This is a genomic window from Nostoc foliaceum FACHB-393, assembly GCF_014698505.1.
GTDB lineage: Bacteria > Cyanobacteriota > Cyanobacteriia > Cyanobacteriales > Nostocaceae > Nostoc > Nostoc foliaceum_A.
This window is the reverse complement of the sequence record NZ_JACJTD010000005.1, coordinates 1-14,812: the sequence shown is the minus strand read 5'-3', so window position 1 is coordinate 14,812 and position 14,812 is coordinate 1. Positions and strand designations below refer to the sequence as shown.

Here is a 14,812-nt window from a genome sequence, read left to right as displayed (position 1 = left end):
TTTTTATGCAAAAAAGTAGTTAAAATTTATTGCTTTTATTGAAGCATTTGACTACCTGAAATAATAGTGAAAATTGTCGAAATCAATATTTAGCCTGAGTTTGAACTCCACCACACAGATTGCGATCGCTTTGACTCACATTCGGGTTATTCTTCAGATAATCATGCAGCCAATCGCACCCACGCCCCATCAAATTATCTAGGGTGAGATTTTCTACATTCCACAAAATTGCTGTACCATCTTTACTGCCAGAAACGAGAGTCTTACTGTCAGGGCTGAAACTGATCCCGTTGACCTCACCGCTATGGCCAGTAAGAGTAATAATCAAAGTCCGGTCTTTGTGCCAAAGTTTTACCGTTCCGTCATCACTAGCAGTGGCAATCATCTTGCCGTCAGGGCTGAAAATTACTTGCCAGATTGCAGCACTATGCCCATCAAGACTAGCGATCGCACCACCATCAAGCTGCCAAAGTTTTACTCTCTCATCTGCGCCAGCACTGGCAAGGGTCTGACTATCAGGGCTAAAACTGACGCTGTAGACAGAAGCGTTATGGTTTAAAATCTTGAGTAACTGACCTTGCCGATTCCAGAGTTTCACTGCCCCGTCATTACTACCAGTGGCAATCATCTTGTCGTCTGGACTAAAACTGACGCTATAGACGGTGGCGCTATGTTTTAGGGTGTTAAGCATCTGACCCTGGCGATTCCAAAGTTTCACTGTTTTATCTTGACTAGCGGTGGCAATCATTTTGCTGTCTGGGCTGAAACTCACGCTATGAATGCGATCGCCATCGCCATTCTTTAAAGTCTTGAGTAGCTGACCTTGCCGATTCCACAGTCTCAACACCCCTTCGTCAGAACTGACAGCGGCAATTATCTGACCATCTGGGCTAAAATTCACATCCCAGATTGTGTAGTCATTTACCTGAAGCGATTTGATCTGCTTACCCTCCTGATTCCAGAGTTTCACCGTCTTGTCATCACTGGCGGTAGCGATCGCTTTCCCGTCGGCTGAGAAGTTCACACGATTGACACCAGCCTGATGTCCAGTGAGAATAGTCTGCCAAGGGCGGTCAATTTGCCACAGTTTCACTGACTTATCTTGACTAGCAGATGCAAGGGTACGACCATCGGGGCTGAAAGTAACTTGATTGACTCTACTACTATGTCCTCTAAAGGTAGTAAGTTCCTGGCCATTTTTCTGCCAGAGTGTCACGCTATTATCATCATTACCCGTGGCAAGGGTCTGACCATCGGGACTGAAACTGACGCTGTAGATCCGACTACTTTGTGCCTCTAATTTCTTAAAAGTTGAAAGCAATTTCCCTTCAGTATTCCAAAGTTTCACCGTTCTATCTAAACTGGCAGAGGCAAGGGTATCATCAGAACTAAAGCTCACGCTAGTCACTGTATTATTATGTTCTTCTAGGGTCTTAAGTTCTTTACCGTCTTTGTTCCACAGTTTCACGGTTCCGTCTAAACTGGCAGAAGCAAGGATTTGATCGTTGTGGCTGAAACTCAAACTATAGACTCTGCCTGTATGCCCTTTGAGCATTTTGAGTTCCTGACCCTCTATGTTCCAAAGTCTCACCATGTTGTCGTCACCACCAGAGGCAAGAGTTTTGCCATCATGACTGAAACTCACAGCCCGAATTCCAGTATTTAGCTTTTTAAAGGTTTTAAGTTCTTTGCCGTCTTGTTTCCAAAGTTTCACCGTTCCATCTAAACTGGCAGAAGCAAGGATTTGACTATTAGGACTGAAACTTACACTAACGACTTGATCAAGATGCCCTAAAGTATTCAGCAAACGGCCCTGTTTGTTCCAAAGTTTTACTGTGTTGTCTCCGCTAGCAGTAGCGATCGCTTCTCCATCGGGACTGAAACTAACGCTTTGGATATAATCGCTGTGTCCCTGGAGGCGATCGCGTTCTCTTACCCAGTAAACCGCCTGTCCCAGCACCTCGATCACCTCTTGCTGTTCCTGAATTGGAATGTTGGCTTTGGCTTGAGTTAATTGTTTGAGTTGCTTGCCGGCTTTTAAACTTTCTATCAGGGCATCAATCGTATTTCTATTGGAGGTAAAACGTGCGTCTGACGCTGAAATTAAGGCTCGGAGTTCCGATTTTTGTGCTTCTATCCGCAGTTGATCAGCCTGCTTCCAGCCAATAGCTGCAAATATAGCCAATCCCGTTGAAATCAACAACCCAGAAGTCAGGCCAATTAGTCTTTTTCTGTGACGTATCTTCTGGGCTTTACGACTTTCGCCAATATACTCTTGTTGGAGTGATGTAATCAAAGGTTCTTTCCCCGCTCCTTGGGTGAACCATTGCTCTGCTTCTTCGAGTTCACTACCTTGTAGCAAATAACTATTGTTGCGTTTTTTCTGATCCCATTCCAAGGCTCCCATGAGTAAGCGGGTATGCTGTTTAGCATGAGCTAGGTCAGTATCAAGTGCTTTGAGTAATGATTGAAAGGCTTGCTCAAAATCATTACTTTCCTGGAAGAAAATATAGTTAATTTTGGCTAATTCGGGATCAATACCTTCAGCATACTGCCACACGATTGGCACTAAACGTTTATTGTGCTTTCGGGCGTGTGCAATCTCTTCACGGCAGACTTCAGAAACGACTGAATTTGGACTAATAATAAAGATAAAATTATCAGCGGCTTCAATTCCTTCATAAATTTCTTTTCGCCAATCTGCCGTGGGTGGAATTCCTTCCCAGTCCACCCAGATATCTAGCTTCTGTTGCTTGAGCGCTTCATAAAGCCTTTTGACGAACTCTTTATCTTTGCGAGAGTAGGAAATAAACGCCTCAGCCATATAAATTTCTATAAATACTTAATAAAATTTAAATAAAATACTGTTTTTTTACTATTTACGTAAAAATTCTATATACTTTCGAAAAAGAATTAGTTGAATGCAAGTTTCATCTATTTTTTAAATGTTCTTACTATATGGTGGTAATTTATTTAAACAAATTTTCAGTAACAGACCAATCTTAGCTATTTTGACACAAAGCTTAAAGTGAATCTTCAAATGACGGCAAGTTTATTTCGCTTTTCATATTATTTGAACAACAATGCTCTATATAGAGGATACACACTTTTATATTAATGTCAATAGATATATCAAAAAAAAGACGTAGCACTGCTACGTCTCTACAATGGTTCTGGATAACGCATATTTAATTTCTGAGGTTTAGCAAAGTTGCTACTCGTGAAGCGGCGATCGCTTAACTTTTTATCAAGCAAGTTTTGCAACAAAAAGGCTCAAGCATTCCTGCCTGAGCCACAATTAAATTCAATTTAGTAGATTAGCTTCAAGAGCTATATCTCTGAATTTTAGTAACGATTGCCGAAGCTATTGTTTCCCCGATTACCACCAAAGGAACCTCTGTCTTCTCTGGGTTTAGCCTTGTTCACTTTCAGGTCACGTCCCATCCACTCAGCACCATCAAGAGCATCAATGGCAGCTGTTTCTTCAGCATCTGTGCCCATTTCTACAAAACCAAAGCCACGCACACGACCTGTGTCACGGTCGGTAGGTAGCTGAACCCGCTTTACAGAACCATATTCTGCAAACACAGCATTCAAACCTTCTTCTGTAACTTCGTAAGAAAGATTGCCTACATAAACTGACATAAATTTTCTCCCAAATCATAGATGTGTAGAGTTTTAGATTTCGGAGAAAAGTCTGTGAATACCAAAAGGAAAAAGCCTGTCAATAATAAAAACAAACGCGGTCGCCGAATTAATTCTCACCTTTTATTATGACATAACAGCTAAATATTTAGTCAGACTTTATAAAACTGTGATGAAAAGTAATGTAAGCAATTGCTCGCTAAGTAAGTGGACTTAATTAAACGTAAATGATACTTTTCCAATCTCCTAATTTGCTCATGTGTGCAAGTTGTGGTAAAATATTATGATAAAGTAGTGCTACCTAAGTACAACTAGCTATTAATTGACTGCTTTTCTCGGCTATGATGAAAAGTTAAGCGATCGCAGCAAAAACGTTATAAAATTCTTGGAGTTGCAGCAACCCAAAAAGGGAAGTGTACAAAGCTTTTGCAAATCCTTTTCTGCGATGTTCAGCATTGATGTACACGGATGATTCTACAGACCATTGGTAAGCGGCACGAGTCCGATAGGGAGTAGCATAGGCATATAATTTTACACACTAGCCAAGGCATTTGCTGTTGATAATTCTGGATACGGCCCTCAAATTCCGTTTTGCTGGGAGGCTCTATCTCAAAGTAAATTGGAGTTTCCCGCACAATCGGCGCATAAGTTGCCAGCATTTTTAAGGCATCATTTTCATTAGCTAGTTTGATTGCAGCTTTCACAGCAGATCCTTTTTGAGCTAAAAATTAATCATACAAACTCAACATACTCAACAATGGTTCCATCAGGATGCATTGCTCGCATATTGACTCCAGTGGGAACTTTATTAGGTTCTGCCAGAATTACTGCACCCTGCTGAATAAGTGCTTCTTTAAAATCATTGAGTGAGTCAACAAGAAATGTTGCATGTGTACTCTTGAATGAAGAGAGTGCTTCTGTCGAACCAGCAATTAAAAGAATAGAACCCACACCTGCGAGTTCCAACTCAGCCTCAGAATATTGAAACCATAACCAACATTTTTCTGTAAAGAGATTTTCATAGAAAGCGATCGCCTCATCCAAATCTATCGGACTCAGATAGACTCTAGTTAGTACTTTAAGAATTTGCATTGCAAACTGTCTGTTAGGCAGCTAGTAGATTTTATTGTGCTTGCTCGGCAATTATAGTTGACTAAATTGATCAAGAAATAGCCTATCTTCAACTTGAAAAAGGTTTTCAACTCTCTGTTCACCTAGCTCTTGATAACGTTGGTCGCTGTTAATCAAAATATATTTCCTTTTTACTCCTTTAGCCCCGCATCAGTCATCTGTATAGCGATCACCAATATATATACATGATTAAGCATCAGTACCTAGCTTGAGGAGTGTGTCATAGAAAATAGCAGAATGAAGCTTTCTAATGCCAACTTAAGAATCACTAAACAACAAGAAGTTGCAGATAACTTTTATAAAATTAAATTGATTGATGCCGAAATAAATTCAAATTCAGAAAATTGTTTGGCAAGGCAAAGTGAATAATTCGTAATTCCTAATTCAAAAATTACGAATGATGAGTTTACGGTACGATGGAACTAACCTAGCTTGCGTGCAATCTCTGCAAGCTGATGTTGCCGATTAAACAGAGCTAGAAAAGTTAGAATCACAACACCTATTGTAGCGATCGCAGTTCCCGATGTTTGAGTAAAAATAATCAGAATTTGGTAGCGTACAGCGTCAGTCGGGTTCGCTCCTGCCAAAATTTGACCAGTCATCATCCCCGGTAGACTGACTAAACCCATCACCATCATAGAGTTAATAGTGGGAATCATCCCCGTCCTCAGAGCTTCTTTGACTGACTGATGTGCTGCTTCCCAACGGGTGGCTCCTAAAGCCAATAATGCCTCTATTTGCTCTCTTCTAGTGGTCAAATCCTCCAAAAAGCGGTCTAAAGCCAGGGATGTACCCGTGAGAGCATTACCTAAAACCATCCCTAACATGGGAATTTGATACTGTGGGTCGTACCAAGGCTCAACGCGAATTATGCCATTAACTGTTAACCCCGTCACTAAAAATGAAGCACTTAACAAGGAAACAAAATTGCTCCAATAGATACCTATAAATCGTCTGCGGGTTCGGTTGACACTAGAAAAACCTGCAATTGTGGCCATGGCAAGAGCCACAAGTAACACCAATACTGGGTTACGCAAAGTAAATACCCACTGCAATACGTATCCCACCAGCAATAATTGCACTACCATTCGCATCGATGCTACCAAAAGACTTTGGGCTAGTCCCAAACGTAAGGCAAAGGAAAGTCCGATATTAATAACAACAAACAAAGTCGCCAAAGCGAGTTGTCCATAGCTAATAGAGATATAATTAGTTACCATTATTTCTCCCATTTAAAGTAATTTGGCGGGTTGTTAATCTCTGCAACTGATGAGGGTCATGACTTGTCCAAAGATATGCTCGTTCTGGGTCATCATGAAGCCAAGCTGCAATCAAAGCTTCTAAACTATTGGCAGTTGACCCATCTAATGAAGCAGTGGGTTCATCAAGTAGCAGTACTCTTGGCGACAGTTGCAAGGCTCGTAAAAAGGCTACAATTTGACCTTCACCGCCAGAAATAGCACTAACTGGACGCTGCAAAAAATCAGCATCTCGATGCAGAAGATGCAAATATTCTAGAATTAGTTGACGGTTATAAACTTTATGGCGGTGAGTTGTCAAACGATACACTTGCTTTAGGTTTTCTTCGACAGTTCCTTCCCAAAGGGCTGGTCGTTGATGCAAGTAAATAATTTGAGAACGGTAATGGGGTAGAAAGTGGGAATTGATTGATTTTCCCCCAAAAATAATTTGCCCAGATTGTGCCGTATCAAGACCAGCTAATACACGCAGCAGCAAGCTTTTACCCGAACCCGAAACACCTAAAACTGCAACTCGTTCACCTGAATATAATTCAAAATTTAAATCTTGCCACAACCAACGATTTTGGATTTGCCGCCCTAAATTTTTTACTGACAAAATTGGGCTATCAAAAGCTGGTGTTTTTATATTCTTATGGCTCTCATCCAATTTATTTTTCATAACTATCTGCTTGTTTATCAGCTTGAAGTTGAAGCATCAAACACCAGTATTTCATTTTTTGGTTATTTTTAAAACATTTATTTAGCTCAATGTTATCCATTTTTATGAAACGCGAAACCTGATGCTAAAACTTTATGGGACGATGGGATTACTTTTTAGATTTCACCGCAAATTCGTAATATTGAAAAAATGTTTACCCGCAATTATGTGCATCGACTCACACCGGATGGTTAAATTGTGGTTCAATACTATAGTCTAAGCTAAAAGCAAACTATAAAATTATTTACTCCCAATCAAGTCTAAAAGTTATTATGCGTTTTCTAGATTCAAGAAATAAAATTTTAAGTAAATTTAATACTTTAGATTTTAGTCCTAAGCAGTTAAGTTTGCTAATTAGATTTGGCAGCTTTTTATTTCTAGGAACTAGTGTTGGTGTAGCACAAGTCAAAACAGCACCCAAGCCAGGATTCACACTGCAACTATTACATACTTCTGACCAAGAAGCGGGTGTTCCTGCGCTGAAGGATGTACCAAACTTTTCTGCGGTGTTGAATGCACTCAAAAATCAGGATGCAAATTGTGACAGGAAGCCTGATTATCCTAATACCTTAATCCTTTCATCTGGGGATGCTTATATTCCTAGTCCCTTCTTATTTGCCAGTGACACAGCTTTTGGTGGACAGGGAAGAGGAGATATCTTAATTTTAAATGCTCTTGGATTTGGTGCGATCGCATTTGGCAATCACGAATTTGACTTAGGAACGGGTTTTGTTGCTGACTTAATCCGACCTAAAGAAGATTACCCAGGCACAAAATTCCCCTATCTCAGCACGAATCTAGACTTCAGCACTGATAAAGACCTAGCAAAATTAGTTACTACTGATGGTCAAGAGGCAAGTAAAATTCCTAATAAGATTGCCCGTAGCACCATTATTACTCTCAATGGTGAAAAAATTGCTGTAGTTGGGGCGACAACTCCCACACTGCGGACTATTTCCTCTCCCGGTGGTGTAACTGTGTTGCCTAAAGAATTTAATCACCGTGATGCCGCAGACATCGCCGCCTTAGCTGCTGAAATTCAAACTTCTGTTGATAAACTGCTGACAAAAAACCCAGAGATTAATAAAGTTATTCTGTTGGCGCATATGCAGCAAATTGCGATTGAGCAAAAGCTAGCAGAATTACTCAAGGGAGTAGATATTATTGTTGCTGGTGGTTCCAATACCTTACTAGCCGATAAAACAGACCGTCTCCGAGTGGGTGATAAATCTGCTGGAACTTATCCAATCCTCAAAAAAGCAGCAGATGGTAATCCGATAGCCGTAGTTAATACTGATGGTAACTATCGCTATGTTGGTCGTCTAGTAGTTAACTTTGATGCCAATGGAGTGATTATTCCGTTTAGTATTGACCCCAAAATTAGCGGTGCTTATGCTACTGATTTCCAAGGAGTAGCAACTGTAGGCGGGAAACCCGACCCCAAAATTGTCGCCATTACAGAGGCACTAAAAAAAGTGATTATTGCCCAAGATGGTCAGATTTTCGGGAAAACCAACGTTTTCCTCAACGGCTGGCGGGATGATGTCCGCACACAAGAAACTAATTTAGGGAATTTGACAGCCGAAGCTAATTTAGCGATCGCCAAGCGATATGATCCGAAAACTGTCATTTCGATCAAAAATGGTGGTGGCATCCGTGACAATATTGGTATCTATACCTTTCCCGCAGGTTCGACTCGCTCACAGGATGTTATCAAACTGCCACCTCAAGCAAATCCTGTGGCAGGTAAGAAAGCAAAAGAAATTTCCCAACTTGATATCACCAATGCGCTACGATTCAACAATGGCTTGACTTTACTTACTCTGAGTGCAACAGAACTACTAGCAGTCATTGAACACAGTGTAGCAGGCATAGCGCCCGGTGCTACCCCTGGTAGTTTTCCCCAAGTAGCGGGATTAACCTTTAGCTTTGACCCGGACTTGCCAGCAGGTAAGCGTGTCAAATCCCTTGCTATCAAAGATGGGAAAGGCAAAATTATTGATGTCGTGGTTAAAAATGCAGAGTTAGTGGGTGACCCTAATCGGGTCTTCCGCACTGTTACCCTCAACTTCCTCGCAACTGGTGGTGATGGCTATCCTTTTCCCAAAAGAGAAGGGGTTGATTTGACATCAAAAGATGCTGATAAGAGCAAACGCACAGGTTTAGCCACCTTTGCTGCTGATGGTTCAGAGCAAGATGCATTAGCAGAATATCTGGCTGCTAACTTTAAGCAAATTCCATTTGCTCAAGGGGATGTGCCACCCACCGAAGATACTCGTATTCAAAATCTCAAATTGCGTAAAGATGTGGTGTTATCAGATTCATTTGAATGATTGCCGTCTAGCAATAAAGTATTTTTAGTTTGCTATTATTCTGTGTAATCAGTCTATTGATGAGGTAAATTCTATGGCAATGGTTTTAGATCAAGTAGTTCCTTTTGGGAGGTCAATGGATGAATATATAAAAATATTCAATTTAACAAATGCAGATTTAAATAAAAGAATTATTGGGATTGGGGATGGCCCGGCAAGCTTTAATGCGGAAATGACACGTCAGGGTAAAAATGTAGTTTCTGTTGATCCACTCTACCAATTTTCCGGTGATGAAATATTGCAAAGATTTAATGAAGTTGTAGATAACATCATTAACCAAGTCAAGGCTACATCAAATGATTGGGTATGGAGCTATCATAAATCTCCAGAGGATTTGCGAAACAATCGAGTGAAAGTTATTCAAGAATTTCTGTCTGATTATGAAACTGGCATAAACACCAACAGATACAGAGCCGGGGAATTGCCAAAATTGGCATTTAAAAATCAAGAATTTGATATAGCGCTTTGTTCACATTTATTGTTTTTATATTCAGACCATCTCGATTACAATTTTCACCTAGATTCTGTAGGTGAGATGCTGCGTATTGCTAAAGAAGTCCGAATATTTCCCCTCATAACTTTAATGTGGAAACATTCACAACATTTAGATGAAATAGTTAAATATTACACTTCAAAAGGTTATAAAGTAGATATTGAAAAGGTTGAATACGAACTACAGCCTGGTGGAAATAAAATGTTGAAGATAACCAGAGATGTTAATTTAATTCGTAATTCGTAATTCCTAATTCTTGGAGTTGTGCCCTCTACCGTAAAGTATCTTGCGAATTTATTGGCTAAAATAATCGTTTTCTCTAGCTAGAGAAAATTGCCTTGGCATTTGCAATAAAGACTCAATGACTTGTAGTAATCCTGCATAACACTGACTTGCTCTTTCAGAAGAAGTAACTTGAGACAACTGCAAAAATGCACTGTCTGCTTCTGCTTCATCTGGATCTTATTTAATCCACATTCCTAAGTATGCTCCCCACGGCGGTGGTTAGCAGCTTGCAATAACAGAGATTCTGCAAAAGCGATCGCGTCACTTGCAGATTTACCACCAGCTAACTGCGCTAGTTCTTCCCGACGAGTGGTTAAATTATCTAAGGTAGTAACTCTGACAACGGTACGCTGTTCGGCGTTGCCATTGTTGGTTTTTTTACCTTTGCCTTGATTGATAGTTTGCTTATCTACGCGGAAATGGCGATCAGCCATTGCCGCAACTAAAGGCTGGTGGGTAACACATAATACTTGGTTACGTTGACTTAGCTGGTGTAATTTTTCCGCGATCGCTTGGGCGACTCTTCCCGAAACGCCGACATCAATTTCATCAAATACCATTGTCCCAGCCACATCAACCTGAGAAAAGCAAGTTTTCAGCGCTAGTAAAAAGCGGCTCATTTCCCCGCCAGAGGCGATTTCCGTTAAAGGTTGCAGTGGTTCTCCGGGGTTGGGACTAAACATAAAGGTAATTTTATCTGCTCCCATAGCAGTTGGGGAAGCAGGCACTATCTCAACCTGAAACTTCACCTTTTCCATCGCTAGGGGCTTGAGTTCAGCTATCAAACGTGATTCTAAATTAGCAGCCGCCTTACTCCGCAGTTGAGTTAACTGATTGCTTGCTTGGGTGAGTTTTTCAAAACACACCTTTTCTTGCTGTTCTAACTTTTCGATCGATTGTTCGCTGTCGTTAAGTTGGGCTAATTCCCCTTGAATACGTTGGTAATAAGCGATCGCTTCTGTAAGTGTCGGCCCATACTTACGGCAAATTTGCTTTAATTCCCGAATGCGTTCTTCAACCTCTTCCAATCGGTGCGGATCGGCTTCCAATCCATCCCCATATGCATTAATCTGCCTTCCCACTTCCATTACCGCAGCTTGCGCATCCCGCACCAATTCTAATAGGGGTTGCAGTTGGGTATCATATTCCACCATGTCATTTAATGTAATTTCACTGTCTCCCAATAAATCTGCGGCGGCGGGAGTTTCATTATCGTTTTGATACAAAGCCTGATAAACTTTGTAACTCATTTGTTGCAAATCGACGACATGATTTAGGCGTTCCCGTTCTTGTCCCAACTGTTCCAATTCATTAGGTTCGCTGAGATTGGCTGCTCCCAGTTCTTGAACTTGATAAGTAAGTAAGTCAAGTTGTTGCAACCGTTCCCGTTCTGATGTCCGGCGTTTTTCTAGTGCTAGATGCGCCTGTTGGTAAGCACTGAAGCTAGTAGCCACCTTATGACGCTGCTGCATCAGAGAGTCACCGCCATATAAATCTAACCAGTCGCGGACTTGGGCAGATTGTCCGACTTGTACCGTTTGACCTTGGGCTGTGATTTCCACCAAGCGATCGCGCATTCCTCCCATAATCTGCCGATTTACCAACACGCCATTCACCCGCGATCGACTACGAATATTACTAGCAGTGGCTGTGATTTCTCGGCTAATCACTACAGAATTTTCATCAAGCAAATCTATTTCTTGTTCGGTCAACCAAGCCGTTAGTGGGGCGTTTGAGGTGAAAGTAGCTTCTACCATCGCCCTAGTTGTTCCCGTGCGAATGACTCGACTAGAGACTTTACCGCCCAAAGCCGCATCAATGGCATCCAAGATAATCGATTTTCCAGCGCCGGTTTCACCTGTCAGTACATTTAGTCCCGCGCCAAATTCCAATTCCAGTTGGTCAATTAGGGCAAAGTTTTCAATTCGTAGGCAAAGCAACATCAAGCCAAATTCTCCATGAGGGCAGATGCCGGACACTTCTAACTTACAAGACAATAAGTATGATCTTTCAGCAACTAGCAATACCTACTACTATTGAACTAGTATGCCCGTTTAAGTGTAACAAACCACTGGGTACTGGCGGCTGGGTAGTGGAAAATATTTTTTTAATCCTAATGCCCAATACTTAATGGCCCATGCTCAATCCTTCAACATATTGTTACAATACTTAATGTGATCGTTCTGACTGGTGGCCTTCTTCATGATTGTTAAGACACTTCCCCCTAGTTCCCGACCAATTCAGGAGGACAATCGCAACGGCACAAATAGCCGAGGCGAACTGGACGTTATTGATGTACTGCCAGAAGATGGTACACCAAGCTTAGTTGTGCGCTCGCCAAGACTCTTAGCCGCCCAACAGGTGAGGCCAACAGCCGAACCTGAGACGCTTTACGATCCGGTGAGCATAGCGGCCCATTACCAAAACAGAAAACTGCAAGTTGTACGGCGGATTTTCGCCGTGTTGGGGCCGACTCTATCCTTTGCTTTTGGGTTGTGGTCGGATAGTAAACGGGGAATCGTCGTCAAAAATGACCGCCGCCGAGCCACTCAGCTACGAGTATTGCTTACCCAGTTGGGGCCTGCTTACATCAAAATTGGACAAGCTTTGTCCACCAGACCGGATCTAGTTCCTCCCGTATACCTAGAAGAATTAACTAAGCTACAAGACCAATTACCGCCTTTTCCCAACGAACTTGCTTACCAGTTTATCAAAGAAGAACTAGGCGCACCTCCAGAAGAGGTTTACGCCGAACTCTCGGCCCAGCCAATTGCTGCGGCTTCCTTGGGGCAAGTCTATAAAGGTAAGCTAAAAACTGGTGAAGAAGTCGCTGTTAAAGTCCAACGCCCCGACTTACGAGAGCGGATCACCATTGATTTGTATATTTTGCGTAACCTCGCTGCTTGGGTGCAGAAAAAGGTCAAACGGGTAAGAAGTGACTTAGTTGGTATTCTCGATGAATTAGGCGATCGCATTTTTGAAGAGATGGATTACATCCATGAAGGCGAAAATGCCGAGCGATTTTTCGAGTTATACGGTCACATAAAAGACGTATATGTACCGAAAATTTACTGGGAATACACCAATCGCCGCGTCTTGACGATGGAGTGGATTAACGGCACTAAATTGACCCAGACCGAAGAAATTAGCGCCCAAGGTATAGATGCTCGTTATCTAATTGAAGTGGGGGTGCAGTGTTCTCTGCGCCAATTGCTAGAACATGGATTTTTTCATGCAGATCCCCACCCTGGTAATTTGTTAGCAACAACCGATGGCAAATTAGCTTATCTTGACTTTGGCATGATGAGCGAGATTAAGCCACCTCAGCGTTATGGATTGATTGAAGCGATCGTCCACGTCGTTAATCGCGACTTTGAAGGTTTAGCAAAAGACTACGTTAAGTTAGATTTCTTATCACCAGAAACTGATTTAACACCAATTATCCCAGCTTTTGCCAGAGTCTTTGCTGATGCCCAAGGAGCCAGTGTTGCCGAACTTAACATTAAAAGCATTACTGATGAACTATCGGCTTTGATGTATGAGTATCCTTTTCGTGTACCCCCATATTACGCCTTAATTATTCGCTCCCTAGTGACGCTCGAAGGTATTGCAATATATATAGATCCCAACTTTAAAGTTCTCAGCGAAGCTTATCCCTACGTTTCCAAACGCCTGTTAACAGACCCAGCACCGCAATTAAGAGCATCATTACAAGATTTGCTCTTTAAAGATGGCAGATTTCGCTGGAACCGCTTAGAAAACTTGTTAAAGAATGCGCGTAATAGTCAAGACTACGACTTCAATTTAGTGCTGAATCAGGGGATAGAATTTCTGTCATCCGAACGCGGTGCTTTTATTCGTGACAAGCTAGTAGATGAATCTGTTAACGGACTCGATGCTTTAGGTAAAAATGTTTTGCATAACTTCACCTATTTGCTGCGGGAACGCGTTGGGTTAACAGCAGTTAATGAAACTCCGGCGGCGACAGTAGAGCAACAACAAACCTTAGAGCATATCAAACGTATATTAGGTATTCTCCGAGAAACACGAGGCTTTGACCCAGTGCAACTTGCGCCCCAAATTTCCCAGTTATTGGTAAATTCAGATGTACAACGTTTGGGTCAACAAATTGCCACCCGCTTCACACAAAAAGCTGTAGCCAGGTTAATTCGGCAATTATTGGCATCGTAGTGAAATTTATGAGTTAAAAACTTTCTTTAACTCATAAATCATTCAATCTAGCAACTATATAACCCAACTTTCCCAGCTTTTCTAAAACCTTAGTTGCACTTTCAGCAACGCTTTCTTCATTAGTTTTGCATTCGACTTCAGCACAGAGTGGGATTTCATAAGGATCATCGAGACCAGTGAAATGCTTAATCTTCTCGGCTCTTGCTTTTTTATATAACCCTTTTATACCAATTTAAGATGAAGATGCATATAATAGGTAGAAGCAAAGTCGGTAAGTTGATATACCCATGAGCCGCCCATTTAAGATTGAAATCGCTGAAAGCGAAGAGGAACTAAAACAACGCCTACAAACAGTATCTTCAGGAATCCAGAAAGAAAAATTACAAATGTTGTGGTGGCTCAAGAGTGGTCAACTCAACCAACAGCAAGAAATTGGAAAACGTTTGGCCAGAGATACTTCAACAGTAACAAGATGGTTGCAGAAGTATAGAACCAGTGGACTGTCTGGCTTGTTAGAAATTAAGAAAGCACCAGGAGCAAGACGAAAAATTCAGGATGAAGCACTTGCTGCTCTCAAGCAAGAACTAGAAACAGGAAAAGGGTTTAGTAGTTACGGTGCAATAGTCGAATGGTTAAAAGAAGAACATGGACAAGACATAGAGTATGCAACGGTTTATGCCTGGGTTCGATATCGATTAAAAGCAAAACTAAAAGTACCTCGTCCTCAAAGCCACGC

At 41.5% G+C, this 14,812-nt stretch carries 11 protein-coding genes; 4 read left to right on the top strand and 7 right to left on the bottom strand.

Features of this window, described 5'->3' with window-relative positions:
• Positions 1 to 82 precede the first annotated feature (82 nt).
• The 5 genes from H6G92_RS06580 to H6G92_RS06555 all read right to left on the bottom strand — a co-directional run bounded on the left by H6G92_RS06580 (position 83) and on the right by H6G92_RS06555 (position 6,696).
• On the bottom strand, positions 83 to 2,824 hold the full coding sequence (locus H6G92_RS06580) for a toll/interleukin-1 receptor domain-containing protein (protein WP_190892032.1): 2,742 nt from the start codon (positions 2,822 to 2,824) through the stop codon (positions 83 to 85).
• A 521-nt stretch (positions 2,825 to 3,345) separates the two neighbouring features.
• Positions 3,346 to 3,645 carry an RNA recognition motif domain-containing protein gene (locus H6G92_RS06575; protein WP_190892031.1) on the bottom strand — a complete coding sequence of 100 codons (300 nt, stop codon included), beginning with the start codon at positions 3,643 to 3,645 and terminating at the stop codon, positions 3,346 to 3,348.
• A gap of 732 nt (positions 3,646 to 4,377) precedes the next feature.
• Entirely contained in the window at positions 4,378 to 4,737 is a 360-nt protein-coding gene (locus H6G92_RS06565; RefSeq protein WP_190892030.1) for a VOC family protein, read from the bottom strand.
• A gap of 461 nt (positions 4,738 to 5,198) precedes the next feature.
• Positions 5,199 to 5,996 (bottom strand): ABC transporter permease, encoded by a 798-nt coding sequence (locus tag H6G92_RS06560; RefSeq protein WP_190892029.1) that lies wholly within the window; start codon positions 5,994 to 5,996, stop codon positions 5,199 to 5,201.
• Positions 5,986 to 6,696 carry an ABC transporter ATP-binding protein gene (locus H6G92_RS06555; RefSeq protein ID WP_190892028.1) on the bottom strand — a complete coding sequence of 237 codons (711 nt, stop codon included), beginning with the start codon at positions 6,694 to 6,696 and terminating at the stop codon, positions 5,986 to 5,988. Before H6G92_RS06555 ends, H6G92_RS06560 begins: the two co-directional genes overlap by 11 nt.
• 386 nt (positions 6,697 to 7,082) lie before the next feature.
• Here H6G92_RS06555 and H6G92_RS06550 point away from each other — a divergent pair, with 386 nt between their 5' ends.
• Both H6G92_RS06550 and H6G92_RS06545 read left to right on the top strand, forming a co-directional pair.
• Entirely contained in the window at positions 7,083 to 9,068 is a 1,986-nt protein-coding gene (locus tag H6G92_RS06550; protein ID WP_242059060.1) for a bifunctional metallophosphatase/5'-nucleotidase, read from the top strand.
• A 73-nt stretch (positions 9,069 to 9,141) separates the two neighbouring features.
• Complete coding sequence (locus tag H6G92_RS06545) at positions 9,142 to 9,846, top strand: SAM-dependent methyltransferase (RefSeq protein WP_190892025.1); 705 nt, start codon at positions 9,142 to 9,144, stop codon at positions 9,844 to 9,846.
• A gap of 233 nt (positions 9,847 to 10,079) precedes the next feature.
• On the opposite strand, the gene recN is transcribed toward H6G92_RS06545, so the two are convergent.
• The gene (gene recN / locus H6G92_RS06540; RefSeq protein WP_190892023.1) at positions 10,080 to 11,828 is read right to left on the bottom strand and encodes a DNA repair protein RecN; all 1,749 of its coding nucleotides are present in this window, start codon (positions 11,826 to 11,828) and stop codon (positions 10,080 to 10,082) included.
• Between the two features lie 259 nt (positions 11,829 to 12,087).
• Here recN and H6G92_RS06535 point away from each other — a divergent pair, with 259 nt between their 5' ends.
• Positions 12,088 to 14,076 carry an ABC1 kinase family protein gene (locus tag H6G92_RS06535; RefSeq protein WP_190892020.1) on the top strand — a complete coding sequence of 663 codons (1,989 nt, stop codon included), beginning with the start codon at positions 12,088 to 12,090 and terminating at the stop codon, positions 14,074 to 14,076.
• 31 nt (positions 14,077 to 14,107) lie between these two features.
• Here H6G92_RS06535 and H6G92_RS06530 read toward each other — a convergent pair whose 3' ends face one another.
• Complete coding sequence (locus tag H6G92_RS06530) at positions 14,108 to 14,302, bottom strand: adenylyl-sulfate kinase (RefSeq protein WP_313889944.1); 195 nt, start codon at positions 14,300 to 14,302, stop codon at positions 14,108 to 14,110.
• Between the two features lie 61 nt (positions 14,303 to 14,363).
• Here H6G92_RS06530 and H6G92_RS06525 point away from each other — a divergent pair.
• Positions 14,364 to 14,812 (top strand): helix-turn-helix domain-containing protein (locus H6G92_RS06525; RefSeq protein ID WP_190892018.1); only part of this gene is annotated, 449 nt, incomplete at its 3' end.